The organism is Candidatus Parakkermansia intestinigallinarum (genome assembly GCF_944389695.1).
GTDB lineage: Bacteria > Verrucomicrobiota > Verrucomicrobiia > Verrucomicrobiales > Akkermansiaceae > Akkermansia > Akkermansia intestinigallinarum.
This window is the reverse complement of sequence record NZ_CALXNG010000010.1, coordinates 37058-61461: the sequence shown is the minus strand read 5'-3', so window position 1 is coordinate 61461 and position 24404 is coordinate 37058. Positions and strand designations below refer to the sequence as shown.

Below are 24404 nucleotides of genomic sequence, written 5' to 3'. Positions count from 1 at the left end.
ATAACTACTCGGGGAGCGCGATGTCGTAGAGAACCTCGGGGAAACTCTCCCCGGCGGCCCGAGCTCGCAGCGTCTCGTCCCGCTTCTGCTCGTCAATCCAATAGAGATGGCTGTCGAGCGGGTCGTAGTAGCGCGGCGGGCAGAAGCGGCACTCCGGCTCATCGGGCCAGCACACCCAGCGCCACTGGGCAAAACGCGCAAAGCGGCAATGCCAGCCGGGCACCCAGCAATAGGTCTGAGCAATCAGCTTCTGCACGTGGTGGTGAGCCGCAACCGCCTCCTGCTGCGTCTTGGCCTTCAGGCAGGACAAAATCGCCCGATCCAGCTCAGGCGAACACGTCGCCGTAATGTTCGACGTACCGCGAACCACGGAGCCGTCGCGCGAGCAAGCGTAGGACGAGAGGAATAAAGGTGCGGGATTGGGCAGCGGGGGCGAAAAACCCCACGAGAAGATGGAGGCCTGCACCTGCTTGTTCATCACTTTGGTGTAAAAAACCGTGTCATCCATCGTCTCGAAACGCAGATCCAGCCCGCAGCGGGCAGCATCCTCGCGCAGCAGGCTCATGCAGGTCGAGAAGAGGGGGTCGACGCGCGAGCTCACCACCAGCTGCAGGCGCTCGCCGCGATCGTTGTGCAGAATACCGTCGGAGCCCTCATGCCTGAACCCGGCCGCCGCAAAGCAGTCGCGCGCTCGCTGCGGCGAATACGGCAACGCGCGGATGCTGCCGTCACTGTACTCGCCGAAGCCCTCGAAGAAAGACCCCGAGCGGCTGTAATCACCGCGAAACACCGTCTCAATCACCTCCTGCACATTCAGCGCATAGGCGATGCCCTGGCGCAGCTTGCGCGAGCGCAGCATCGGGTACGAACAGTTCAGGTAAATACCCAGACTGTTGCGCGGCCAGATGTTGTTGAAATGCACGCGCTGAATGTACCCGCGGTGCACGGCCTCCGTCTCGAGCTCTTCGTACCAGACATCGGGCTCGAGCACTTGGCAGACATCCAGCTCGCCGACGCGGAAGAGCTCGCGCAGCTTGGAGGGCTCGGCAATGAACGAGTAGACGATGCGATCGACGTTGCAGCTGTAGCGCGTGTAGCGGCGCTCAGCAGCCCACCAATCGGGCACCCGCTCCAGTTCAAGGCGGCTCCCCATCACCAAGGCGTCGGGGTCAATGCGGTAGCCCCCCGTCGTCGGCACGGGGCGCCACTGGTAACGCCGAGCGTAGTCCGGCCCGAACTCGGCGTAAAACGACGTGCAGCACGACGGGACAACCGCATAATAGGGCGCAAGCGGCCGCAGCGAGGCCAGTGTCACCGCCAGAATGCGATCGCTATAAATGGTGATGCGGGCAAAATTCGACAGATAAAAGTCGCGGTAAAAAGGCTCGGCGCAGAACTCCGAGGTGCGCACAAAGAGCGAGGTCACGAAGTCGCGGGTCGTCAGCGGAGCGCCGTTGGAGAAACGCGCTTCGGGATCGAGGTGAAAATACACCGTGCGTCCGTCGGGGGAGACGGCCCAGCGATCCGCGGTTCCGGGGATGATGCGCCCCGTGGCCGGGTGAAGCCTCACAAGGGGGATATCGAGGTCATCGTAGATGTAGCGGCGCGTTGCGTTGGTACTGTTCGGGCCGAACACGCGCAGCGTCGTCGGGAAAGACCGGCGGATCGCCATGCGCATCACACCGCCCTTCCGAGCCTTCGGGCTGCCGAGCTCGGGCTCGTCGGAGCCGTCCTCCCAGACCAAATCCTCAGGCAGATCCCTCGAGTCGGCAAACACGAGATACGCGCCCAGTCGGCGGCGGTGCAGCAACTCGCGCAGTTCCTCGCGCAATCGCTCCGCTTGCAGCGCACGCCGACGGCGGCTCTCGACGCGCGAAGAGCGGTGCAGCACAGGCTCGATGGCCAGCAGCGCCAGCTGACGAAACCGCGATTCGCAGGCCTTGAGCAAATAATCCTCCGCCTCGCGGTTCCAGCGCTCGCAAAAGCCGCGGAATCCGGGCGGCATGCGCCAGAGCAGCGCATAATCCGGCACCCCGTCCTGCGGCGCGAAGCCCTCCTGCATCGCCTCATCGCGCGGCGCCTTCCAATCGGGTCCCTCCGAGCGCGGCTCGCCGTCGCAGGCGCAGACGAGCAGCGCCAGCCACAAAGCCAGCAGCCTCCCTGCGGCACGGCTCAGCAACCCGCTTGCAGGCGGGGAGCAGCGGCCTTCGTCGGGCATCGGATCAGGGGCGGAAAGAGCAAACATGGCGGATCAAAACGAGCAAGAAGACAGAGAAAGCACAGCGTCACTCGTAGTAACAGTGGCGACGCGGGTCGCAGACCTCGCGCACGGCCTCACCGATGAAAGTCACCAACAGCAGCGTCAGCACCAGCGCCGTGAAAGCGCAGGAGACCAGCCACGGTGACGACAGGCGGCTGAGTCCCTCGTTGAGCAGGCGCCCCCAGCTCGCGCAGGTATCCGGCACGCCGAAGCCGAGGTAGTCGAGCGACGCGAGCGACAAGATGACTCCCGCCACGCTGAAGGGCGCCAACGTCACCACGATGCTCGTGAGATTGGGCAGGATGTGTCGGCGCATGATGTGCAGCGGCCCCGCGCCCATCACGCGGGCGGCGGCCACGTACTCGCGCGTTTTTTCGCGCAGAGCGGCCGCACGGACGAGGTAGGACATGTGCATCCAGCCCAGCAGCGAAAGCAGGGAGAGCATCAGAAACATCCCTCGCCAAGCCGACGGCACGAGGTCGGAAATCACCATCACCACAAACAGGAAGGGCAGCTGGCAGAGAATCTCAATCATGCGCTGCGAGAATAAATCAAACTTGCCGCCGAAGTACCCCATGAGCATCCCCATCGTCAGACCGATGGCAAAGGTCACGGGCAGGTAAAAGAGAGCCGCCTTGATGTTGACCTGCAAACCGCCGTAGAGATACGCCAGCATATCCGTCCCCTGCGCCGTCGTACCCAGCAGGTGGTCGCCCGTGAGCGGAGGCGCCGGGTGGTAGTGCACGCGCACCGGCGGTCGGCTCTCGGCCTCGCGCAGGAAGTCGTCCGCGTCACCTTCGCCGACGTAGCGGTAATCGAGCCGTCGGCCTTGCTCGTAGTGGGCGCTGTAGACCTCGCGACGCTCCGCATTCCAGCCGCGTGCCAGCCCGTCGGGCAGGCCGCGGCGGTAGCGCAGGCGCAGGCAAACCTGCCCTTCCTCATCGAGGCGGCAGGCTTGGCCGTCGATCGGCTCGCCGCCGACGGAGCAGAGCAAGCCGTCGCGCATCTCCAGCTCCTCGACGGGGAAGGGCGCGGCATCCATCGTCGGGTCATAGGGGACAAGGGGCATGATCACGCAGTCGGGCATCCCGGGCTCGCCGGCACATTCGGCCAGCTTGCGGTAGGCCGCCTCGGCATGAGCCTCCTCACCTTTCAGCCCGAAGACCTCACCGGGAATCACCGCGCGCGTAAAAGCCGGGAAATACCACCGGCCGTCGCAGCTCACAAACAGGGCACGTTTGCCCACAAGGCACTGGTCGAGCGCCGCCAGCAGCATCAGCGCACCCAGCAGCAGCAACGACCAGTAGCCGCGCCTCATCGAGCGAAATCGCGCCAGGCGGCGCCGATACTCCGGCGGCAGGCGCAGGCTGTGCTCCGAGCGCATCAGCAAGTAGCTTCCGACCCCGAAGAGCAGCAGCATCGCCAGCCAGCCGAACCAGTGCAGCGCCCCCTCGTCCGGAGCCGTCAGAAACTGCAGGTACCCGGGCACGGCATCCGCCGACAAGCCGAGGAAAGGCAGCTCGCGGCTCACCGTGAAGGGCCAGGAAATCGTCGGCAGCAGCCAGCCGCACAGCTCGGCGGTGCCGCCCAGCAGGGCGGCAAGCATCAGGAGAGCGGCGAGGATGTTCTTTTTCATGCAGCAGAATCAACAAGTAACAAGCAGTGCAGCGTCAATCGAAACGAATGCGCGGATCGACCAAGGCCACCAGAAGGTCAGAGAGCAAATTGCCGATGATGATGAGCGTTGAACTGACCAGAAGCGTTCCCATAATCAGCGAGTAATCCTTATCCATCAGCGCGCGATAGCTCAGCAGCCCGAAGCCCTGAATATCGAACACGCGCTCAATGAGCACCGAGCCGCACACCATCGTCGCCACCACCGAGCCCAGCGTGGAAGCAATGGGGATGAACGCGTTGCGGAATGCGTGGCGCAGCACGGCGCGGCGAAACGGCACGCCCTTCGACACCGCCGTGCGAACGTAGTCGGCCGAGATCTGCTCCATGAGGCTATTCTTCATCATCATCGTCGTCACGGCGAAGGAGGAAACCACGTAGCAGCTCAGCGGCAACACCGTGTGCATGAACAAATCCTTCGCCTGATCCCACAGCCCCATGCGATCAAAATCCGGACTCGTCAGCCCGTAGAGCGGGAACCACTCCAAACGCGCCCCCAGATACACCAGCGCCAGAGCCCCCAGCGCGAAGCCCGGCACCGCGTAGCCGACAAAGATGAGCACACTGGTGATGCTGTCCGTGAGCCGCTTGTGCGTCAGCGCCTTGAGGATACCCAAGGGCACGCTCACCGCATAGGTCAGAATCGCCGCCAGCGCCCCCAGATAGAGAGAAACGGGCAAATACTCAGCCATCATCGCCGTCACCGGCTCGTTGTACTTGTAGGAGCGGCCGAGATTGCCCTGCAACAAGCCGTCGAAAGCCTCGCGGTAGGCAGCGACGCGCCACCGCCTGCATTCGGGGCTCCGCTCGCGCATCGCGATCGCGGCTTCGTCTTGCACGCGGTTGCGCTGCGCCCAGCGCCGAGCGCGGTCGCGGGGGGACTCGAGCTCGAAGCACCAGCCTTCCTCCTCAATCCATTCCTCACCGGGCAGCACCACCTCGTCCTCGCGGCGCGACACCTTCAGCAGCGTTGCCTCGCCCGACGAGCGCAGCAGAGTCAGCGATGCCTCTCCTCCCTGCTCGGGCAGCTCGGCGCGCGTGAGCGCAATCTTGCGCGGCATGAGCCCCAGCCACTGCAAATACGCGCGCCACATCGGTTCGCGGAGGTTGAAGAGATCCTCCAAGCGCTCCATATCGTCTTCCGTCAGCGCCGCGCTCGCCGGAGCATTGCTCGCCTTGTCACCGGAGAGCGAACCCATGGCCTGCTCCTGCAGCATGCGCTCCACCGGCCCGCCGGGCACCATGCGCGAGAGGCAGAAGACAACGAAGGTGATTCCCAGCAAAGTCAGGGGAATCAGCATCAGACGTCTGAGCAGGTAGCGGCGCATTTCTTCAAGGCTATTCTAGCGTTTCGCCGAAGCCATAGCAAGCACGAGTTGCACTCAAGCGCTCATCATCCCCCTGTTTTGAAGAGATGAAGCGCGCGCAAACGTCACTCAACACAGCACACTAAGGCTATGAACAAACACATCGACACCGACTCCACAAGCATCTTCGGTGCGGCAGACGTCGCCCGTCCCCTGCCCGTCAACGAGATTCCCGAGCGCTCCATGCGCCCTGAGGACGCCTACCAGCTCATCAAGCAGGAGCTGCTGCTCGACGGCAACGCCCGGCAGAACCTCGCCACCTTCTGCCAGACATGGGACGAAGACCAGGTTCGCCGCATCATGGATCTGAGCATCAGCAAAAACCTCATCGACAAAGACGAATACCCCCAGAGCGCCGACATCGAACAGCGCTGCGTGCGCATGCTCGCCAAGCTCTGGAATGCCCCCGCGGGCGCCACCCCCATCGGCTGCTCCACCATCGGCTCGAGCGAAGCCTGCATGCTCGGCGGTCTCGCCGCTCTGCACCGCTGGCGAGCCCGCCGCAAAGCCGCCGGGAAACCCTGCGACATGCCGAACCTCGTCTGCGGCCCCGTGCAAATCTGCTGGCACAAATTCTGCCGCTACTGGGACGTCGAAATTCGCGAAGTTCCCATGCGCCCCGGCCAATACTGCATGAGCGTTGAAGACATGCTCAAGCGCGTCGATGAGAACACCATCTGCGTCGTCCCCACCTTCGGCGTCACCTACACGGGCCAGTACGAATTCCCCGAACCCATTTGCCGAGCCCTCGACCAACTCGCCGCGCAGGGCGGCCCCGACGTCGACGTGCACGTCGATGCGGCCAGCGGCGGCTTCCTCGCGCCCTTCCTTGCGCCCGACATCCTCTTCGACTTCCGCCTGCCGCGCGTCAAATCCGTCAGCGCCAGCGGCCACAAATACGGCCTTGCCCCGCTGGGCTGCGGCTGGGTCGTCTGGCGGGACACCAAAGAAATGCCCGAGGAACTGACCTTCGCCGTCAACTACTTGGGCGGCAGCATTCCGACCATCGCCATCAACTTCTCGCGCCCCGCCGGCCAGATCATCGCGCAGTACTACGACTTCGTGCGCCTCGGCAAAGAGGGCTATCGCGCCATCCAGCAAGCCTCGTACGACGTTGCCGCCTCCATCGCCAAGGGCATCGCCGCCATGGGCTCCTTCGAGTTCATCAGCACGGGCGACCCGCGCACGGACATCCCGGCCGTCTGCTTCTTCATGAAGGAGGGCTACGACCCGGGTTACAATCTCTTTGAGCTCTCGGATCGCCTTCGCGTGCGCGGCTGGCAGGTGCCGGCCTTCACCCTCACCGGAGAAGCCAACCACATCGTCGTCATGCGCGTGATGGTCCGGCAGGGCTTTGCCGCCGACATGGCGCAGTTGTTGCTCGACGACATCAGGCGAGCCATCGACTTTCTGTCGCAGCACGCACCGGCACGGCACCTCAAGGAATCTGAAGTCCCGTCCTTCAAGCACACTTGATGCACCGCGGTCGAGCGCGCCGCACAGAACAAGCGGCGCAGGGTTTCGGTCTTCCCCTGCGCCGCACCCTCACTTCGGCATGGCCGGCCGCTTTTCGCCCCCCCCCGTGCCGTCGGCAGGGAGCCATGAGGAAGCCCCATGAGGGAGCCATGAGGGAGCCCCTTTCGCTGCACCCCCGCTCGGAGGATGCGAGCGGCCCTCCGAAATGGCCGTCTTTTCCCGAAGCAAAGCTTGCCGCCTCACCCCTGCTCCGCGGCCTTGCGGGGGTGGAGCCCTCTCGGGTAACAACCCTCTCGCTGCTCGGAGCGGCAGAGCGCAAAGGCCCGCTGCGGCTCATCGGGGAAAGAACGCAGCAGGGCGAGCACATGCTCCCGCGCTGCGAGAGCCGCCTCAAGCGCCTGAGACTCTCCGCCGTACTGCCGATCCGAAAAATAGCGCGTGAAATGCATCTGGTGGCGGCAGAGCGTCAGCCGCCAACCCTGAAAAGAAGTGAACTCATAGGTGAAGCGAGTAATGTTGCGAAGCCTTTTCATGGAGAGATGAGCATACCGCTCAACAGGTAGTATACGCAGTCGCCTCGCGACTTGTCGAGACATATTAGCCGTAGGACGCCCAACGAGCACGCCCGCCCGCCGACTGACGCAAGAGACGTTTGACAAAAGCCCGAACGAAGCCTATGCTTGCGCCCGCGCCGCCCCGCTGCCGACCGTCGCCGCCATGAACACAGCAGACTTTGAAAAGCTCCCGCCCGCCCTGCGACAGGGCGCCTCCCAAGACGAATGGGACACCGCCGTCTGGCAACTGCGCCACAGCTTCCGCAACGCCGAACAACTCAGCCGCGTCCTGCATCTGAGCGACGACGAGCAGTGCGCCCTCCGCACGGCCGGGCAGCGGCTCGCCATCCGCATCACCCCGCACTTTCTGAGCCTCATCGACCCCGATGCCCCCGACGACCCCCTGCGCCTGCAAGTCATCCCCCGCAGCGCCGAACTGACCCGCAGCCCCGAAGAACTCACCGATCCCTGCGGGGAAGAGAAAGACATGGTCGCCCCAGGCCTCGTGCACCGCTACCCCGACCGCGTCCTGCTGCTCTGCACCGATCGCTGCGCCTCCTACTGCCGCTACTGCACGCGCTCGCGGCTCGTCTCGGGCACCGGCAGCCGCCGCCTGCACACCGACTTCGACGCCGCCCTCGCCTACCTGCGCGAGCACCGCGACGTGCGCGACGTGCTGCTCTCCGGCGGCGATCCCCTGCTGCTGCCCGACGCGCGGCTCGACGCCATCCTCACGAGCCTGCGCGCCATCCCGCACCTCGAGCTGCTGCGCATCGGCACCCGCGTCCCCATCATGCTGCCGCAGCGCATCACCCCGCAGCTCTGCGCCATGCTGCGCCGCCACAGCCCTCTCTTCATCTCCGTGCACTGCAACCACCCGAGAGAACTCTGCGACGATGCGGAACGCGCCCTCGGGCTGCTGGTCGACCACGGACTGCCCCTCGGCAGCCAGAGCGTCCTGCTGCGCGGCGTCAACGACAAGCTCAGCACCCAACTGAGCCTCAGCCACCGCCTGCTGCAGTGCCGCGTCAAGCCCTATTACCTCTACCAGTGCGACCTCGCCCCGGGCACGCGCCACTTCCGCACCGACATTCGGGACGGCCTGCGCCTCATCGCCGGCATGCGCGGCCACACCAGCGGCTACGGTGTTCCGCTGTACGTCGTCGATGCGCCCGGCGGCGGCGGCAAAATTCCCCTCAACCCCGACACCATCGTGCAGCAGGACGAGCAGGGCTTCCGCCTCGTCAACTACCGCGGTCGGCACTACCACTACCCCGTCGCCCCCCGCAGCTGACGCCGCGCCGCTGCCCCCGCCACGCCACAGTCTCCCGCCACGCCGCTGCCTCCCGCAGTGCCGCTGCCTCCCGCCGTGCCGCTGCCACCCACCGCGCCACAGCCCACCCGCCACGCCACAGTCTCCCGCCACGCCACAGCCCCCGACGCGCCGCTGCCTCCGCCGAGGCCGGGGCCGCCCCGGTCCCGCACCGCAGCCCCTGTCACCCTGTCTCGAACATCTCAGCCCTCCTTGCGGCTCAAAAAACACACAAGCGAATAAATTTTGCTTCACTTTACCTGACAAAAGGTGTATAAGTGACCGGTCGGCGGCGTGCAGACTGCAACGCACGTTTTTTGCCGGCCAACGACGAAACCAATCACAACAGAGAATGAGCACTCAATCCTTCCTTCCCGCGCAGTACGCCCATCCCTACGAGATCGACCCGAAGTACAGCAAATCCGTCGCCTACTTCTGCATGGAGTACGCCATCGACAACGTCTTCAAAATCTACTCCGGCGGTCTCGGCTATCTGGCAGGCTCGCACATGCGCTCGGCAGGCACCCTTCGCCAGAACCTCGTCGGCGTCGGCATCCTGTGGTCCTACGGCTACTACAACCAGATTCGCGCCGAGGACGGCTCCATGGCCGTGCAGTACCTCCGCAAGGACTACAGTTTCCTCGAGGATCACAACATCAAGTTCCTCATCAAGATCTGCAACTCTCCGGTCTGGGTCAAGGCCTACTTCCTGCGCCCCGAAACCTTCGGCACCGCGCCGATGTTCTTCCTGTCCACCGACCTGCCTGAAAACGACGACGTGAGCCGCTCCATCACGCAGCGCCTCTACGACTCCAACCCGATGACGCGCATCTCGCAGTACATCGTGCTCGGTCAGGGCGGCGCCCGCCTCTTTGAAGAGCTCGGCGTCGAGCCGGAAATCTACCACATGAACGAAGCCCACGCCATCGGTGCGGCCTTCAACATGCTGGCCCGCAACGGCGGCAACGTCGACGAAGTTCGCAAGCGCTTTGTCTTCACCACCCACACCCCCGAAGAAGCCGGCAACGAGAAGATGGATATCAACCTGATGAACAACTTCTCCTTCTTCGACGGCCTCGGCCTCGATCAGGTGCGCTCCATGCTCAAGCTCGATCCCAACGAGCAAACTTTCAACTACACCCTCGCCGCCCTGCGCCTCTCGCACATCGCCAACGGCGTCTCGGCTCTGCACGGCGAAGTCTCTCGCCAGATGTGGCAGGGCTACAGCGGCATCTGCCCGATCACGCACGTCACCAACGCGCAGAACAAGCACTACTGGCAGGACGCCGAACTGGCCGAAGCCTACGAGCAGCGCGACAAGCGAGCCTTCACCAACCGCAAGCGCGCCCTCAAGAAGGAGCTCTTCCGCACCGTCGGCGAGCAGACCGGGCACCTCTTTGACACCGACACGCTCACCATCGTCTGGGCACGCCGCTTCGCCGCCTACAAGCGCCCGGCTCTCATCACCGAAAACCCCGTGATGTTCGAGCGCATGCTGCGCCGCACCAACCGCCCCGTCCAGATGATCTGGGCCGGCAAGCCCTACCCGACGGACTTCACCGCCGTGGGCATCTTCAACAAGCTCAACGACCTGAGCAAAAAATACCCGCGCTGCGCGGTGCTGACGGGCTATGAGCTCGGCCTGAGCCGCCTGCTCAAGAACGGCGCGGACATCTGGCTGAACAACCCCGTCGTCACCCGAGAAGCCTCGGGCACCTCGGGCATGTCCGCCGCCATGAACGGCGCCATCACCATCTCGACCAACGACGGCTGGGTCCGCGAGTTCGAGAAAGACGGCCAAAACTGCTTCATCATCCCCGAAGCCAAGCGCGACCTCGCGCCCGAAGCCCGCGATCGCTCCGACCGCGACAACTTCTACAGCGTGCTTGAGTCGAAGGTTCTGCCGCTCTACTACGACAATCACGACGGCTGGATCGACCTCTGCTTCAATGCGATGACGGACATCTGCCCGGCCTTCGACTCCGACCGCATGGCCGACGACTACTACACCAAGATGTACAACGCCTGATCCTCAGCGATCAATGCGCTCTTTCAACCCCGCCCGGCAGAACGCTGCCGGGCGGGGTTTCGTCTTCCCCCCGGCGCGGGCGGGGATACCCTTGCACCGCTTCCTTTCCGCCTCTCCGGCTCTCCGTCCGCCCTCTTCTCCCGCTGCAAGACACACTTTGCACTTGCAGCAAACCCCGTTGAGGCGTATTATAGGCGGGCTCAGCATGACCTTTGAGAGCGAACCAGAATATCAGGACAAGACGCGCAGCGGCAAAGACATTCTCCGCGACGCCGTCACCATCCTCCTCGCCCTGATTCTCGCCGCCTGTCTGCTGACCTACAGAGTCAGCGAAGTCGGGTGGAGCTACCTCAACCCCAACGCCGCCTCGGCCGAGGAAAGTTGCTCGAATCTGTTGAGCATACCCGGCATGTACCTCGCGGGCCTGCTCTACCGCCTTCTGGGTGCCGGAGCGCTCTACCTCAGCCTGTTGATTCTGCTCTACGGCACCCTGAGGCTTTGCTTGCCCAAGCGCTCGCACCTCGTTCTGCTCATCAGCGGCGGCGTCATGCTGCTGAGCGCCTGCATCGTCATCACCCTCCAACCTTGGTTGATGCACGAATGGGCACGGCAGATGAACATCGAAACCGCCGGAGGCTTCATCGGCTATCTCTTCGGCAGCTGCATTGCCGAGCCCCTCATCGGTACCGCCGCCGCCCTCATCCTCTTCACCCTGCTGCACGCCGCCGCGCTCGTCGCCTTCTCCAGCGTCCCGCCGACGAGCCTCTGGCGCCACCTCCGCCAAGACAGCCTCGCCCTGCTGAGCCTCCTTGCCGCCGCTCTGCTCGCCCTGCTGAGCCTCTTCCGGCGCCTCGCTCTCGCCCTCTTCCGACGCACGCAGCGCGAGAAAAAAGACCCGGAATCATGGAGACAATTCACGGAAGAAGAAAGCCTCAACCCGGGTCAACCCGAGCCGGGGGAGACCTACACGGGCAGGTCACCCGCCGTCTCCGCCGCGCAGGCACGTGCCGATGCGCAGGCCCGTGCCGACCAACAAGCGCGTGCCGATGCACAGGCCCGTAGCGACGCGCAGGCTCGCGCCGATGCGGAATTCCGTGCGCGCCGCGCCGCCTTGGAGCAAGCGAGACGAGCCGAGCTCGAGCGCGCCCTCAATCCCCCCGCCCCCGAGCCGCGGGAAATCCGGAGCGAGCAGCCCGATGACCGTCGCCCGAGCAGCAGTCCTCGCGCCGCAGAGCCCCCCGTCGCTCCCGCCGCCGAGGCTCGGCGCCCCCGCCAAAGCGCCCCCGCCCCCCGCAGCGACGACGAGAGAAGCGTCAACGCTCTGCTCAGGCGACCTTTCAACACCGCAGACGACGATGACGACCCGCTGCCGCTGCCTCTCGACAACCTGCTTGAAAAAGAGCGCAACGCCCGCGCAAACGACGACTTCACCCAGCGACCTCCCAGTGCGCGCGACAATCGCCGCCCGGCCGCCCCGCGTCGGCAATCGAACCTCCTCGACCTCATGCGCTCCGTCGAGGAAGAAATGGAGCGCTTTTACACGACGCCTCTCAGCGACGATCCCGAGCCCCTGCCCCTCGACGACAAGCTTCGCGCCGCCATGAACCGCCACATGGGGCTCGATGAAGACGACGGCAGCGAGAGCCGCCCCCTCCCCGCCGCCTCCCGCTACACCCCGCACGCGCGTCCCGCCGCCCCGCAACAGCAGCCTCGCCCGGCATCAGCACCGCGCCCCGCAGCCGCCGCGCCGCAGCACCCCGTACGCCCGGCCGAACCGCGCCCCGCAGCCCCCTCCCCCTCCCCCATCTCGGCGGCGACACAGCCGGCCGCACTCAGCACCGAAGACACCCGCGAGCAATACCCCGACTACCCCCTGCCGCCCTACGACCTGCTGACCTACCGCCCCGTACCGCCCGAAGTCACCGAAGCCGCGCGCGAAGAGATGTACGCCATGCAGCAGCGCATCTGCGACACGCTGGAAACCTTCAAAATCTCCGTCACCCCCGGCCCCATCACCCGAGGCCCCAGCATCACGCGCTACGAATTCCACCCGCCCAAGGGCCTGCGCGTCAACCGCATCACCGCGCTGAACCGCGACCTCATGCTGGCCACCAGCTCCAAATCCGTCAACATCCTCGCCCCCATCCCCGGCAAAAACACCGTCGGCATCGAGCTGGAGAACAGCACCAAGTCGCCCGTCTACCTGCGCGAACTGCTGCAGGACGAAGCCTTCCGCAACCCGAAGATCCGCATTCCCGTCGCCCTCGGCAAAGACGTCTACGGCAACGCCGTCATCGGCGATCTGGCCGCCATGCCGCACACCCTCGTCGCCGGCACGACCGGCTCGGGCAAATCCGTCTGCATCAACAGCATGATTCTCTCCATGCTCTACCGCTTCAGACCGGACGAACTCAAGCTCATCCTCGTCGACCCCAAAGTCGTCGAAATGCAGCCCTACAAAAAACTGCCACACCTCATCTGCCCCGTCGTCACCAACCCCGCACGCGTCATCGGAGCGCTGCGCTGGGCCGTCAACGAAATGGAGCATCGCTACAGTCTCTTCAGCAAAATCGGCGTGCGCAACTTCACCGACTTCAACAACCGCGCAGCCGACTACCAGCCCGAGCCCGATGAAGAAGACATGCAGCAGGATGCCGTCGACTTCGACCCCGAAGTCTGGGCGAGCGAGATCGAGCGCCAGAGCGAGGAGGGCCTTCCCCTGCCCGAGGAGACACAGGAAGAAATCGACTTTGAAGAAAACGAGCCCATCCCCACGCGCCTGCCCTACATCGTCATCATCATCGACGAGCTGGCCGACCTCATGCAGGTCGTCAAGGAAGACCTCGAAGCCTACATCGCCCGCCTCGCGCAGAAAGCCCGCGCCGCCGGCATCCACCTCGTCGTCGCCACGCAGTCCCCGCGCTCGGGCGTCGTCACCGGCATCATCAAGGCCAACATCCCGAGCCGCATTGCGCTGAAAGTCTCCAGCCCGCTGGACAGCCGCATCATTCTCGACAGCTCGGGGGCAGAAAACCTGCTGGGCAAAGGCGACTTCCTGTTCCTGCCGCCCGAGGGCATCTCGAAACTCACCCGCGCGCAGGGCGCCTTCGTCTCCGACGACGAAATCGCCTCCATCGTCAAGTTCTGCGCCTCGCACGCCAAACAAAAATTCGAAGCCGGCGTCACCGCAGAAATGGACAGCTGCGACGGCACCGCCACCGACGGCGACAACGCGGGCCGCCTCAGCGGCAGCCGCAGCGGCGGCGACGACGAAGACGAACTCTACACCCGCTGCGTGCAACTCGTCATCACCGAGCGCAAAGCCAGCACCTCCCTGCTGCAGCGGCGCTTCAGCATCGGCTACGGCCGCGCCGCCAAGATCATGGATCTCATGGAGGCCCGCGGCGTCATCACCCCGCCGCAGGGAGCCACCCGCGCCCGAGAAGTCCTCATCGAAGCCCCCTGACGCTGCGCCCCGCGCGGCAAGGGGCATCACACACTCCGGCCCTCGTATCACTTGCCGAAACACACTCCGGCTGCCAAGATAAGTCCATGCTATTTGATCGCGACCCCCTGACCCCGAAGCAGCAAGCCGAAATCCTCGTCCGGCTCTTCGGCAGCGCCGCCGCCCCGGCGCGGGACACCCCGGCACGGGGACACGTACCGCTCGACGTTTTGGAAGCCTACGGCAACCTCAACCGCCACCTGCGCTACCTGTTGACCGCCGCTCTGGCCGACAGCCGGCGCGACCTCGCCAACACCCGACGGCTGCGCCGCCTCGAGCGCGAACTCGACGCCCTGCCCGACGCCGTCATCACCACCCTCGCCTCCGACCATCGGCACGACTGGATGAGCGCCTACCGCCTCCTGCTGCGGCTGCACAGCATGCTCGGCAGCGCCGGACTGAAACTCGACGCCGAAGAATACGAAGCCCTCGTCGGCAAGATGATCGAGCTGGCCGCCCGCATCGCCGACTCGGCCGCCGTGCGCGTCACCGCAGCCTCGATGTTTTCTCTGCTGCTGATTCAATCGCAGCTGCACGAGCAGGACAAACGCCGCGAACGCAAACACAAACGCCGCAAAAACCGCCGCCGCAACAACGGCGCGCGCGCAGCGCAAGCCGACACGGCCGGAGACTCCCGCAGCGACATCTCCGCTCAAGCCCCCGGCGCATGAGCCTCCTCCGCAGGAGACTCCTCCACGGGTGCAGTATCACCGCCCTCCGCCGCCGACTCCTCCGCAGGCGCGGCAGCACCGCCCTCCTCAGGCGTCCCCTCCGCAGCCGCAGCATCGCCGCCCTCCGCCGCCGACTCCTCCGCGGGCGCAGCAGCACCGCCCTCCGCAGGCGTTCCCTCCGCAGCCGCGGCATCGCCGCCAGCCAAGCGCTCGCGCCACTCGCGGACCCCGCGCAGCAGCTCCTCGGCGCGTTTCGCCGAAAAGTCTCCCTCCTCCAGCATCCGGCGGGCCGCCTCATGCCCGGCAGCCGCCGCCTGCTCCAGCCACGTGCGAGCCCCCTCCAGATCGGGAGACCCTCCCTCCTCATCGTACAAATTAGCTCCGTCGTACAGCAGGCAGCCGTACTCAAACTGCGCCTGAGTATCCCCCTGCTGCGCCCTCTCCAACAGACCGAGCCTGTAGATCTTGCGCGCCTCCGACAGCGACACCGTCACCACCTCCCCCTCATCCTCCCGCTGCGCAGGAGCCGGAGAAACCGAAATCTTCGTATCGAGCAAAATCGGCAGCAGCATCGTCAACACAAGCAAATACAAACCCGCCCGCACCACCAGCGTCACCGGGCTCTTTTTGCCGCTGGGGCGCCACACCACGCGCGCCCGGCGCGAGCGGGCTCGGTGTGCGCGCTCCTCGCGTCGCTCGCGTCCGTGGCGGGCGGAGACCCGCACGCGGCTTCCCAGCCCCGCCAGCTCCGGAGCCCTGGCGTAGCGCCGCTGCCGCTCCAGCCAAGCATCGTAATCCGCCCGGCTCTCCGCATCGCCCAGCACCTGCCAAGCCTCAACCACCAGCTTAAAACGCTCCTCCGCCTGCACATCACCCTGATTGTGATCGGGGTGAAAACGCATTGCCTGACGGCGATACGCCGCCTTGAGCGCCGACGCATCCGCCGACGCCCCCACCCCGAGAATCTCGTAATAATCCGTTCGCACCCGTCGATAACTTAACACAGCTTCCCCGAGCGAGTCAAGGGCGCAAGGCTTCGCTCACAAAAGCGCGCAGAGAATGGCGCGGGCGCCACCCGGCAGCCCGCAAACGCGGGCAGAGCACCCGGCGGTTGCTCAGCCCTCGGCGCGAACACGCAGCCTCCTCCGGCGCCCGCAACACCCCCGTCAGCTCCTCCAGCATCGCATACGCCTCATCCACCGACAGCGACTCACCGCACACATTAAACACCCCGCCGCCCGGCAAGCGCGCCATCAGGCGCAGCGCCTCGACGGCATCCTCGCGGTGCACATAATTCAGGCAGCGAGCCCCCGGCCCCGGCAGCCGCGGCTCACCCTCCTCATGTCGGCGCAACAACTCGCAGCGCCCCGCATCATAGAGCGGAGACAGGCGAGCCACCACACCGCCCGCCTCAAGAGCCAGAGCCTCCGCCTCCAGCAAAGCCCGCACGCGCGGCGCGGACGGCACGCAAAGCGAGGACTCATCCACCGCCCCGCCCGCAGACTCCGCATACACCGACACCGACGAGCAAAACACCAAGCGCGCCCCCGTCGGCAGCAGCGGCAGCAAGGCCTCCAGCACCCCTCCGTAGGCCCGCCGATACGCCGCCGGAGATCCCCCGTGCGTCGCCGTACACACAAAAAGCTCATCGGGAACGCCCAACAGCCCCAGCGCGCGCGACAGCACCCGAGCCTCCGCCGCATCGCCGCGCAACACAGCCGCACACCCCGCCCCGCAGCGCACCAAGGCCGATACCTCCGACGCCTCCGTCGCCTCCGTCGCATCCTTCCCCGCCTCCGCATCCACCGCCAGCACGCGGGCTCCGGACTCCGCACAGCGACGCGCCAGCTGCGAGCCCAAAAACCCGCAGCCCAAGATCAAAACGCGGGGTGCTCCCGCTCCGCCGTCGGCCGACACCTCCGCCACAGCCCTCAGGAAATATCGCCCACCCGTGCTCGGTGAGACCAAATCAACTCCGCCATCTCCAAATCACCCGGCAGCGTAATCTTCAAATTCGGACCCACCTGCACCAGCGTCGTCGGCTGCCCGATCAACTCGAGCGCCGACACCTCATCCGTCACCCTCAAGCCGCGTCGCGCGACTTCCGCATAGGCGCGCCGCAGCAAATCGAGGCGGAAGACCTGCGGCGTCTCCATCGCCCAGAGCCCGTCGCGGCTCACGGCTTCCGGCAGCGTGCACCCCCGTGCATCCGCACGCTTGAGCGTATCGACCACCGGGTGAGCGCAAGCGGCCGCCCCGGAGCGCTGCGCCGCCTCCAAGCAACGGCAAACCCCATCGGGAGTCACCAGCGGGCGAGCCCCATCGTGAACCGCCACCCACTCCACCCCCTCAGGAAGAGCCGCCAGACCCGCCGCCACGGAATCCTGACGCTCGGCTCCGCCGTCGACGCGGCAGAGCGGCATCGACTCCGCCAGCTCAGCCAGCCCCGTCGCCGCCCAGCGCTCCGGCGGGCAAACCACCACCACCGGAACGCAGCCCGCGCGCAAAAACACCCGCACACTGCGCCCCAGCACCGGCATCCCGCCGAGCGGCGCCGCCAACTTATCAAAACCTGCGCGGCGCGAAGACCCCGCCGCCACAATCACCGCCGCAAACATCGCCGCACTCAGGACAAACGCTTCGCCACCAGAGCCGACAGCAACTTGCCGGGCGCACGCCCCTCCGTCCGCGCCTGCATCTCCTTCATCACGCGGCCCATATCCTTCTTGCTCGTGGCGCCCAGCTCCGCCAGCACCGCCTCGAGAATGGGCAGCACCTCCGCCTCAGACATCTCCTGCGGCAAAAACGACGCCAGCACGGCAATCTCCGCCCTCTCCTTCTCGGCCAGTTCCGGGCGCGCGGCCTTCTCATACATCGCAATGGCGTCCTCGCGCTGCTTCATCTGCTTGCGCACCACGTTCTGCGCCTCATTCTCCGGCAACTCATCATGCACATTGCCCCGCGCCACCTGAGCATTCTGCAACGCCGACTTGAGGCCGCGCAGCGCTCCCAGAGCCACCGTATCCTTCGCCAGCATCGCCTTCTTCATTCCGGCAGTAATCATCTCATAAATCGTACTCATAGCCCCCTCATTAAAGCATCTTCTGCCCCACAGGCAAGCCGGAAATGCCCGCCCCGACAAAATAACCCGAAAAACAAACCGCCTCCTACCCTCCTACCCTCCTACCCTCCTACCCTCCTACCCTCCTACCCTCCTACCCTCCTACCCTCCTACCCTCAGCACCGCCGCCCCGTCTTACGCCGCAACGCATCCCGGCGCACCTCGGCCTCGCGTGCCCGCGCGGGCTCGGGACGCATGACGCAGCCGCGGCGCATATGAACTTGACTTCGCCCGCCGCCGCGTGTATGCTCGCGAGCGCCCTGCAAGCACCATGATACACCACAGCGTCACCAGCCTCATCGGTCACACCCCCCTCTTTGAACCCCAGCGCTACAACAAGCAACACGGACTCACCGCCCGCCTCCTGCTCAAGCTCGAGTACCTCAACCCCGCCGGCAGCGTCAAGGATCGCGTTGCCCTCTCCATGATCGAACAAGCCGAAGCCGCCGGGCAACTCCGCGAAGGCGCGGTCATCATCGAACCGACCAGCGGCAACACCGGCATCGGCCTCGCCGCCATCGCCGCCTCGCGCGGCTACCGCTGCATCCTCACCATGCCCGAGACCATGAGCGTCGAGCGCCGCAACATCCTGCGTGCCTACGGAGCGGAAATCGTCCTCACCCCCGGTGCGGAAGGCATGAAAGGCGCCATCGCCCGAGCCGAAGAACTCGCCGCCTCCACCCCCGGCAGCCTGCTGGCCGGGCAATTCAGCAACCCCGCCAACCCCGAAGCCCACTACCGCAGCACCGGCCCCGAAATCTGGCAGGACTGCGACGGGGACATCGACATTCTCGTCGCCGGCATCGGCACCGGCGGCACCATCAGCGGCTGCGGGCGCTACCTGCGCGAGCGCAAGCCTGAGCTGCGCATCATCGGCGTCGAGCCCGCCTCCTCCGCCGTTCTGAGCGGCGGCGCGGCCGGCCCGCACGCCATTCAGGGCATCGGCGCCGGCTTCATCCCCGCCACGCTCGACACCAAGCTGCTCGACGAAGTCGTCTGCATCAGCAACGAAGAAACCTACGGCTCCGCCCGCGAACTCGGCCGCCTCGAAGGCATCCTCGTCGGCGTCTCCGGCAGTGCCGCCCTCCTCGCCGCCACCCGCATCGCCGCGCGACCCGAAAACAGCGGCAAAACCATCGTCGCCATCCTCCCCGACTCCGCCGACCGCTACTACTCCACCCCCCTCTTCGGCTAATCGCCGCCTCATCCAGACATCCGCTTATTCCCTTCCCCCGAACAACGGACTAAACCGCCTCCCGACCGGACCACCCCGCACCATGACCCCCTACGCCGCACTCGCCCTGCAAAACGGCGGCCTCAACCGCGAACAAGCACGAGAACTCCTGCAACTGCCCGAAGCCGAACTCCTTGCCTCCGCCACTGCCCTGCGCGAACACTGCTCGGGCAAGCGCGTCGAAGCCTGCTACATCATCAACGCCAAGAGCGGCAACTGCAACATGAACTGCAAGTTCTGCTCGCAGAGCGGCTTCAACAGCACCGACATCGAGCACTACCCCTTCAAGAGCGCCGAAGACCTCGCCGCCATCATCGAAAGCTGGGAACCCTACCCCGTCGGCCGCTGCGGCATCGTCACCTCCGGCGGAGCCCTCACCGACGACGACGTTGAAAAACTCGCCCGCTACATCGAAACCCGCAGCGCCGCCGGCAAAAAACACCCGCGCCTCTGCGGCTCCCTCGGCCGCCTCAAACACCGCGCCATCGAGCGCCTCAAAGCCGCCGGCATGACCCGCCTGCACCACAACCTCGAGACCAACGAAAGCTTCTACCCGAACGTCTGCACCACGCAGAAATGGCGCGACCGCCTCGACACCGTGCACCAAGCGCGGGAACACGGACTCTCCGTCTGCTGCGGCGGCCTCTTCGGCCTCGGTGAAAGCTGGGAAGACCGCATCTCCTTCGCCCTCGAACTGCGGGAGGAAGGCATCCGCAACATCCCGATGAACTTCCTCATCCCGCACCCCGGCACCCCCATGGCCGGCAGCCCCGTCATGCCGCCGGAAGAAGCCCTGCGCATCATCGCCCTCTTCCGCCACATCATCCCCGATGCCATCCTGCGCATCTGCGGCGGGCGCGTCAGCGTCCTCAAAGAGCGGCAGGCGGACATGTTTGCGGCGGGCGCCAACGCCTTCATGACCGGCAACTACCTCACCGTCGCCGGAGAAACCTTCGAGCACGACGCCGCCATGCTGCGCCGCGCCGGCATGGAGCTCGTCGACGAGCTCTGACGCCACCGCCCCGACCCCTCCTCATACACAGCAAGCGGGGGTGCCGCTGATGCGGCACCCCCGCTTGCTGCCATAAGACCGACGGGTTCACGGGAACCGTCGACCCAAAAACACCGCAGCCGCTCGCCGCACGCAGGCGGCCGGCCTCGGCAGCCCGTGCGCGCCTCACATCGCGCCGCGCAGCAACTGCATGAGCTGCGTCTGAAAATCCTGCATCTCGTACTGCGTCGGCTGTCCGGACAAATCGCTCCATCCCAGACGCCCCGCCTGATCAATAAACCAAGCCCCCTGCCCGCCGGACGGGAAACTCACCTTGCCCGAAATCAGCGTACCGGGCAACTGCAACTCGTCAATCGTCACCGACACCCCGCCGGCAGCCTTGCCCCCGGGCAGCTCCGCCTCGGCTGCGGTCGCGGCATCCCCGGCATCGGCGGCCTCATCGGCAGCAGGCGCGGCGCCCTCAGCCTCCGCCGCAGCGGGAGCCGCCGCGGGCTCAGACGGCTGAGCAATCTCGATACCGTAATCGAGCAACAAAAAACGCACATCCATGTAAGTCAGATGCAACCCGCACTCCGAAGCCAGGCGCTTCTGAATACCGTTCAAATCAACACCCTGCGCAGCCCAGGCGCGAACCAAATCCAACTGCTCCTCAGTCAACGTACTTGCCATGCCCCCATCATACCCCAATTTCCCGACTTGGCAAGAAACAAGCGCGACTGCATCCTTCATTTTTCCGAGCGCACCTCCGCCTCCGCCCCGACACTGCCGACGCACCATCGCCGCCCCGCACGGCGCAGGAGCCGCCTCCGCAAGCAAACAAAGGGCAACGCGCGGAGAAAGGACTCATCCGCAAAATAACTCCGCTCTTTAGCCTTGACAATCTCCCTCAACTGTAGTCTAAAAGAAAAAGCTAAACCCGTTTCACGCATGGCACCCGCCCCCTCAGCCACGACCCACGCCGCGCCCGGCACCGTCCGGCCCCGGCACCGCCTGCTCGGCAGTCTGGCACTCGTCATCGGTCTCAAACTGACCGTCATCCTGACCCTCTGGGCGCTCTACTTCTCCCCCTCCAAACGCCCGCAGACGAGCCCCGAGACCATCGCGGACGAACTCCTCGGCCCTGCTGAAACACCTTCCGCCGCCACCCCCCTGCCGCCAGCACCATGATTACCGAACAACTCGTCGACCTCTCCCGCCTCCAGTTCGCCCTCACGGCGATGTACCACTATCTCTTCGTCCCGCTGACACTGGGGCTCTCCTTCCTACTCGTCATCATGGAGGGCTGCTACGTCGCCACCGGTCGGGAAATCTACCGCGACATGACCCGCTTCTGGGGCAAACTCTTCGGCATCAACTTCGCCATGGGCGTGGCCACCGGCATCACCATGGAGTTTCAATTCGGCACCAACTGGGCCTACTACTCGCACTACGTCGGCGACATCTTCGGTGCGCCGCTCGCCATTGAAGGGCTCATGGCCTTCTTTTTGGAGTCCACCTTCATCGGCCTCTTCTTCTTCGGCTGGAAGCGCCTCTCGAAGGGCGGGCACCTCGCCGCCACCTTCCTCATGGCGCTGGGCAGCAACCTCTCCGCCCTCTGGATTCTCATCGCCAATGCTTGGATGCAGTACCCCGCCGGCAGCGCCTTCAGCGACCTGACCATGCGCATGGAAATGACCGACTTCTGGGCCGTCGTCACCAGCCCTTGGGCTCAGGCCAAGTTCATGCACACCATCAATGCCGGCTACATGACCGGAGCCGTCTTTGTCTGCGCCATCTCAGCCTGGTACCTTCTGCGCGGGCGGCACACGGAACTCGCGCACCGCAGCCTGCGCATCGGCTCGACCTTCGGCCTCATCGTCACCCTCTGCACCTTCTGGATGGGCGACCAATCCGCCTACCTCGTCGCGCAGAATCAGCCGGAGAAACTCGCCTCGATGGAAGCCATGTGGGAGACGCATGAAGCCCCCGCCCCCCTCTCCCTCTTTGCCCTGCCCGATGAAGAAGCACAGCTCAACCGCGCCGAAATCGGCATTCCCGGCCTGCTCGGGCTGATGGGCACGCGCAGCCTCGATGAACAACTGCCCGGCATCCGCGACCTCATCGCTCGCAACGAACAGCGCATCCGAACCGGGCAGCAGGCCGTCAGCCTGCTCGAACAACTCCGGCAAGACCCCGCCAACGACGAACTGCGCGACCGCTTCAACGCCGTCAAGAGCGAGCTGGGCTACGGCCTGCTGCTGCGGCGCTACACCGACAAAGTCTCCGACGCCACACCGGAACAAATCAGCCAAGCCGCCCGCAGCACCATCCCCGCCGTCGTGCCCATGTACTGGTCCTTCCGCCTCATGATCGGCGCGGGCTGCCTCTGCCTGCTCGCCTTCATCCTCGGCAGCTGGTACGGCATCCGCGGGAGCATCCCCTGCCGCAGCTGCGTGCTGCTCTTCATCGTCTGCTGCCTACCCCTTCCCTGGATTGCCTGTGAAATCGGCTGGTTCGTCACCGAATACGGGCGCCAGCCCTGGTCCATCTACGGCATCCTGCCCGTGCACCTCTCCGTCTCCGGCCTCTCGGTCGGCGACCTCGTGGGCTCGCTCAGCGGCTTCATCGGCCTCTACACCCTGCTGCTCATTGCCGAAATCTGGCTGATGATTCGCACCGTCAGGCGCGGCCCGAGCGACGGCGGCCCCGCGACGCAGCCCGCCTCCGCGCCTCAGCCCGCCCCCGGCACCGCGGCCTCCGACCGCTGATCCCCGCAACCCGACGACGCCCCCGCAACCGCACACCCGCGCAACCCTCACCTCCCCACACACCGACATGCTCGACTACGAAACACTCCGCATCATCTGGTGGCTCTTCATCGGCATTTTGCTCATCGGCTTCAGCATCATGGACGGACAAGACATGGGCGTAGGCACCCTGCTGCCCATCCTCGGCAAAAACGACACCGAGCGCCGCTGCATGATCAACGCCGTTGCCCCGCACTGGGACGGCAACCAAGTCTGGCTGCTCACCGGCGGCGGCGCCCTCTTTGCCGCGTGGCCGCTCATGTACGCCACCGCCTTCTCGGGCTTCTACTGGGCCATGCTGCTCGTACTGCTCACCCTCATCCTGCGCCCCGTCGCCTTTGACTTCCGCAGCAAAGTCGCCGACGCGCGCTGGCGGAAGAGCTGGGATGCCGGACTCTTCCTCGGCTCCGCCGTTCCGCCGCTCATCTTCGGCGTCGCCTTCGGCAACCTGCTGCAGGGCGTGCCCTTCCACTTCGACGAAAGCCTGCGCCCGATCTACACCGGCAGCTTCCTGTCTCTGCTCAACCCCTTTGCGTTGCTCTGCGGCATCGTCTCGCTGCTCATGTTCACCTTCCACGGCGCCAACTACCTCATTCTGCGCACCGACGGCGCCCTGCAGCAGCGAGCCCGCCGCACCGGGCTCATCACCGGCCTGCTCACCGCCGTCCTCGCCCTCGCCGCCTGCCTCTGGGGCTGGTTCGGCATCGACGGCTACCGCATCATCGGCGACATCGCCACCGACGCACCCTCCAACCCCCTCGCCAAGCAAGTCGTCTGCGAGAGCGGCGCTTGGCTGCAAAACTTCACCGCCTGCCCCGCCCTCTGGCTCGTACCCGCCCTCGCCCTCATCGCCGCCGTCGCCGGCAGCATCCTCGCGAGCCGCAGCCGAGGAGGCGCGGCCATTCTCTGCTCATCGGTCACCATGCTCGGCCTCGTCCTGCTGCCCCTCGCAGCCATGTTCCCCTTCGTCATGCCCAGCAGCAGCTGCCCGAACGCCGGGCTCACCCTCTGGGACTGCACCAGCTCGCAGCTCACCCTCTTCATCATGCTCATCGTCACCGCCGTTCTGCTGCCCATCGTCCTCATCTACACCACATGGGCCTACCGCATCATGTCCGGTAAAATCACGGCTCAATACATCCGCGACAACGACAAACAGCTCTACTGATCCCCCGCGGCACAACCCCGGCGCGGCGGCGACCACCGCGCCGCATCACCCCCCTCCACCCCCTCCGCCCCATGTTCTACATCGCTTGGCTCATCGGCCTCACCATCGCCCTCATCGTCCCGGCCCTCATCAGCATACGGCTCGACAAACACGAGCGCCGCAACGGGCAGGAGTAAAACACCCGCCGCCCCGCCCCCGCAAAGGGCAAACAGCCGCCGCCCTCCCCCATACCACA

Annotated in this window: 20 protein-coding genes; 11 read left to right on the top strand and 9 right to left on the bottom strand. The window is 65.6% G+C overall.

Going from position 1 to position 24404, the window contains the following annotated elements:
- Nucleotides 1-4 precede the first annotated feature (4 nt).
- The 3 genes from AC6UAL_RS04450 to AC6UAL_RS04440 are packed head-to-tail and all read right to left on the bottom strand — an operon-like array spanning nucleotide 5 to nucleotide 5262.
- Entirely contained in the window at nucleotides 5-2245 is a 2241-nt protein-coding gene (locus tag AC6UAL_RS04450; protein ID WP_500682165.1) for an ABC transporter substrate-binding protein, read from the bottom strand.
- A gap of 40 nt (nucleotides 2246-2285) precedes the next feature.
- On the bottom strand, nucleotides 2286-3896 hold the full coding sequence (locus tag AC6UAL_RS04445) for an ABC transporter permease subunit (RefSeq protein ID WP_500682164.1): 1611 nt from the start codon (nucleotides 3894-3896) through the stop codon (nucleotides 2286-2288).
- A gap of 34 nt (nucleotides 3897-3930) precedes the next feature.
- On the bottom strand, nucleotides 3931-5262 hold the full coding sequence (locus AC6UAL_RS04440; RefSeq protein WP_500682163.1) for an ABC transporter permease: 1332 nt from the start codon (nucleotides 5260-5262) through the stop codon (nucleotides 3931-3933).
- A 129-nt stretch (nucleotides 5263-5391) separates the two neighbouring features.
- Between AC6UAL_RS04440 and gad the strand changes: the two genes are divergently transcribed.
- Complete coding sequence (gene gad / locus AC6UAL_RS04435) at nucleotides 5392-6777, top strand: glutamate decarboxylase (RefSeq protein ID WP_500682162.1); 1386 nt, start codon at nucleotides 5392-5394, stop codon at nucleotides 6775-6777.
- 239 nt (nucleotides 6778-7016) lie between these two features.
- On the opposite strand, the gene AC6UAL_RS04430 is transcribed toward gad, so the two are convergent.
- Nucleotides 7017-7310 carry a hypothetical protein gene (locus AC6UAL_RS04430; RefSeq protein ID WP_500682161.1) on the bottom strand — a complete coding sequence of 98 codons (294 nt, stop codon included), beginning with the start codon at nucleotides 7308-7310 and terminating at the stop codon, nucleotides 7017-7019.
- A 184-nt stretch (nucleotides 7311-7494) separates the two neighbouring features.
- Here AC6UAL_RS04430 and AC6UAL_RS04425 point away from each other — a divergent pair, with 184 nt between their 5' ends.
- From AC6UAL_RS04425 to AC6UAL_RS04410, 4 genes are all read left to right on the top strand, one after another.
- Nucleotides 7495-8625 (top strand): KamA family radical SAM protein, encoded by a 1131-nt coding sequence (locus tag AC6UAL_RS04425; protein ID WP_500682160.1) that lies wholly within the window; start codon nucleotides 7495-7497, stop codon nucleotides 8623-8625.
- Nucleotides 8626-8995: 370 nt separating this feature from the next.
- Complete coding sequence (glgP, locus tag AC6UAL_RS04420; RefSeq protein ID WP_500682159.1) at nucleotides 8996-10672, top strand: alpha-glucan family phosphorylase; 1677 nt, start codon at nucleotides 8996-8998, stop codon at nucleotides 10670-10672.
- A gap of 205 nt (nucleotides 10673-10877) precedes the next feature.
- Complete coding sequence (locus AC6UAL_RS04415; RefSeq protein WP_500682158.1) at nucleotides 10878-14138, top strand: FtsK/SpoIIIE family DNA translocase; 3261 nt, start codon at nucleotides 10878-10880, stop codon at nucleotides 14136-14138.
- An 86-nt stretch (nucleotides 14139-14224) separates the two neighbouring features.
- Nucleotides 14225-14848 carry a hypothetical protein gene (locus AC6UAL_RS04410; RefSeq protein WP_500682157.1) on the top strand — a complete coding sequence of 208 codons (624 nt, stop codon included), beginning with the start codon at nucleotides 14225-14227 and terminating at the stop codon, nucleotides 14846-14848.
- Here the strand turns inward: AC6UAL_RS04410 and AC6UAL_RS04405 are convergent.
- From AC6UAL_RS04405 to AC6UAL_RS04390, 4 genes are read right to left on the bottom strand one after another with little or no spacing between them, the layout of a single operon-like run.
- Complete coding sequence (locus AC6UAL_RS04405) at nucleotides 14830-15852, bottom strand: DnaJ domain-containing protein (protein ID WP_500682156.1); 1023 nt, start codon at nucleotides 15850-15852, stop codon at nucleotides 14830-14832. The two genes, AC6UAL_RS04410 and AC6UAL_RS04405, sit on opposite strands and share 19 nt — an antisense overlap.
- A gap of 16 nt (nucleotides 15853-15868) precedes the next feature.
- Nucleotides 15869-16774 carry an NAD-dependent epimerase/dehydratase family protein gene (locus tag AC6UAL_RS04400; protein ID WP_500682155.1) on the bottom strand — a complete coding sequence of 302 codons (906 nt, stop codon included), beginning with the start codon at nucleotides 16772-16774 and terminating at the stop codon, nucleotides 15869-15871.
- Between the two features lie 5 nt (nucleotides 16775-16779).
- On the bottom strand, nucleotides 16780-17466 hold the full coding sequence (ispD, locus tag AC6UAL_RS04395) for a 2-C-methyl-D-erythritol 4-phosphate cytidylyltransferase (RefSeq protein ID WP_500682154.1): 687 nt from the start codon (nucleotides 17464-17466) through the stop codon (nucleotides 16780-16782).
- 8 nt (nucleotides 17467-17474) lie between these two features.
- The gene (locus AC6UAL_RS04390) at nucleotides 17475-17930 is read right to left on the bottom strand and encodes a GatB/YqeY domain-containing protein (protein WP_500682153.1); all 456 of its coding nucleotides are present in this window, start codon (nucleotides 17928-17930) and stop codon (nucleotides 17475-17477) included.
- Between the two features lie 310 nt (nucleotides 17931-18240).
- On the opposite strand from AC6UAL_RS04390, the gene cysK reads away from it, so the two are divergent.
- Together cysK and bioB are read left to right on the top strand one after the other, a co-directional pair.
- The gene (gene cysK / locus AC6UAL_RS04385) at nucleotides 18241-19164 is read left to right on the top strand and encodes a cysteine synthase A (protein WP_500682152.1); all 924 of its coding nucleotides are present in this window, start codon (nucleotides 18241-18243) and stop codon (nucleotides 19162-19164) included.
- Nucleotides 19165-19246: 82 nt separating this feature from the next.
- Nucleotides 19247-20215 (top strand): biotin synthase BioB, encoded by a 969-nt coding sequence (bioB, locus tag AC6UAL_RS04380; RefSeq protein ID WP_500682151.1) that lies wholly within the window; start codon nucleotides 19247-19249, stop codon nucleotides 20213-20215.
- Nucleotides 20216-20380: 165 nt separating this feature from the next.
- On the opposite strand, the gene AC6UAL_RS04375 is transcribed toward bioB, so the two are convergent.
- Nucleotides 20381-20884, bottom strand: a complete 504-nt coding sequence (locus AC6UAL_RS04375) for a hypothetical protein (protein WP_500682150.1) — start codon at nucleotides 20882-20884, stop codon at nucleotides 20381-20383.
- Nucleotides 20885-21142: 258 nt separating this feature from the next.
- Here AC6UAL_RS04375 and cydP point away from each other — a divergent pair, with 258 nt between their 5' ends.
- The 4 genes from cydP to AC6UAL_RS04355 all read left to right on the top strand — a co-directional run bounded on the left by cydP (nucleotide 21143) and on the right by AC6UAL_RS04355 (nucleotide 24345).
- Nucleotides 21143-21382: a cytochrome oxidase putative small subunit CydP gene (gene cydP, locus AC6UAL_RS04370; RefSeq protein WP_500682149.1), complete on the top strand. Its 240-nt coding sequence runs from the start codon at nucleotides 21143-21145 to the stop codon at nucleotides 21380-21382.
- Nucleotides 21379-22962 carry a cytochrome ubiquinol oxidase subunit I gene (locus AC6UAL_RS04365; RefSeq protein ID WP_500682148.1) on the top strand — a complete coding sequence of 528 codons (1584 nt, stop codon included), beginning with the start codon at nucleotides 21379-21381 and terminating at the stop codon, nucleotides 22960-22962. Before cydP ends, AC6UAL_RS04365 begins: the two co-directional genes overlap by 4 nt.
- A 67-nt stretch (nucleotides 22963-23029) precedes the next feature.
- Nucleotides 23030-24169, top strand: coding sequence for a cytochrome d ubiquinol oxidase subunit II (gene cydB / locus AC6UAL_RS04360; protein ID WP_500682147.1), 1140 nt, complete (start codon nucleotides 23030-23032; stop codon nucleotides 24167-24169).
- A 71-nt stretch (nucleotides 24170-24240) separates the two neighbouring features.
- Nucleotides 24241-24345 carry a cytochrome bd oxidase small subunit, CydX/CbdX family gene (locus AC6UAL_RS04355; protein ID WP_500682146.1) on the top strand — a complete coding sequence of 35 codons (105 nt, stop codon included), beginning with the start codon at nucleotides 24241-24243 and terminating at the stop codon, nucleotides 24343-24345.
- Nucleotides 24346-24404: the final 59 nt, after the last annotated feature.

What these genes read in the sequence shown, in the direction of transcription:
- AC6UAL_RS04450 (WP_500682165.1), bottom strand. Translation starts at nt 2,245, where the DNA reads ATGTTTGCTCTTTCCGCCCCTGATCCGATGCCCGACGAAGGCCGCTGC.
- AC6UAL_RS04445 (WP_500682164.1), bottom strand. Translation starts at nt 3,896, where the DNA reads ATGAAAAAGAACATCCTCGCCGCTCTCCTGATGCTTGCCGCCCTGCTG.
- AC6UAL_RS04440 (WP_500682163.1), bottom strand. Translation starts at nt 5,262, where the DNA reads ATGCGCCGCTACCTGCTCAGACGTCTGATGCTGATTCCCCTGACTTTG.
- gad (WP_500682162.1), top strand. Translation starts at nt 5,392, where the DNA reads ATGAACAAACACATCGACACCGACTCCACAAGCATCTTCGGTGCGGCA.
- AC6UAL_RS04430 (WP_500682161.1), bottom strand. Translation starts at nt 7,310, where the DNA reads ATGAAAAGGCTTCGCAACATTACTCGCTTCACCTATGAGTTCACTTCT.
- AC6UAL_RS04425 (WP_500682160.1), top strand. Translation starts at nt 7,495, where the DNA reads ATGAACACAGCAGACTTTGAAAAGCTCCCGCCCGCCCTGCGACAGGGC.
- glgP (WP_500682159.1), top strand. Translation starts at nt 8,996, where the DNA reads ATGAGCACTCAATCCTTCCTTCCCGCGCAGTACGCCCATCCCTACGAG.
- AC6UAL_RS04415 (WP_500682158.1), top strand. Translation starts at nt 10,878, where the DNA reads ATGACCTTTGAGAGCGAACCAGAATATCAGGACAAGACGCGCAGCGGC.
- AC6UAL_RS04410 (WP_500682157.1), top strand. Translation starts at nt 14,225, where the DNA reads ATGCTATTTGATCGCGACCCCCTGACCCCGAAGCAGCAAGCCGAAATC.
- ispD (WP_500682154.1), bottom strand. Translation starts at nt 17,466, where the DNA reads ATGTTTGCGGCGGTGATTGTGGCGGCGGGGTCTTCGCGCCGCGCAGGT.
- AC6UAL_RS04390 (WP_500682153.1), bottom strand. Translation starts at nt 17,930, where the DNA reads ATGAGTACGATTTATGAGATGATTACTGCCGGAATGAAGAAGGCGATG.
- cysK (WP_500682152.1), top strand. Translation starts at nt 18,241, where the DNA reads ATGATACACCACAGCGTCACCAGCCTCATCGGTCACACCCCCCTCTTT.
- bioB (WP_500682151.1), top strand. Translation starts at nt 19,247, where the DNA reads ATGACCCCCTACGCCGCACTCGCCCTGCAAAACGGCGGCCTCAACCGC.
- AC6UAL_RS04375 (WP_500682150.1), bottom strand. Translation starts at nt 20,884, where the DNA reads ATGGCAAGTACGTTGACTGAGGAGCAGTTGGATTTGGTTCGCGCCTGG.
- cydP (WP_500682149.1), top strand. Translation starts at nt 21,143, where the DNA reads ATGGCACCCGCCCCCTCAGCCACGACCCACGCCGCGCCCGGCACCGTC.
- AC6UAL_RS04365 (WP_500682148.1), top strand. Translation starts at nt 21,379, where the DNA reads ATGATTACCGAACAACTCGTCGACCTCTCCCGCCTCCAGTTCGCCCTC.
- cydB (WP_500682147.1), top strand. Translation starts at nt 23,030, where the DNA reads ATGCTCGACTACGAAACACTCCGCATCATCTGGTGGCTCTTCATCGGC.
- AC6UAL_RS04355 (WP_500682146.1), top strand. Translation starts at nt 24,241, where the DNA reads ATGTTCTACATCGCTTGGCTCATCGGCCTCACCATCGCCCTCATCGTC.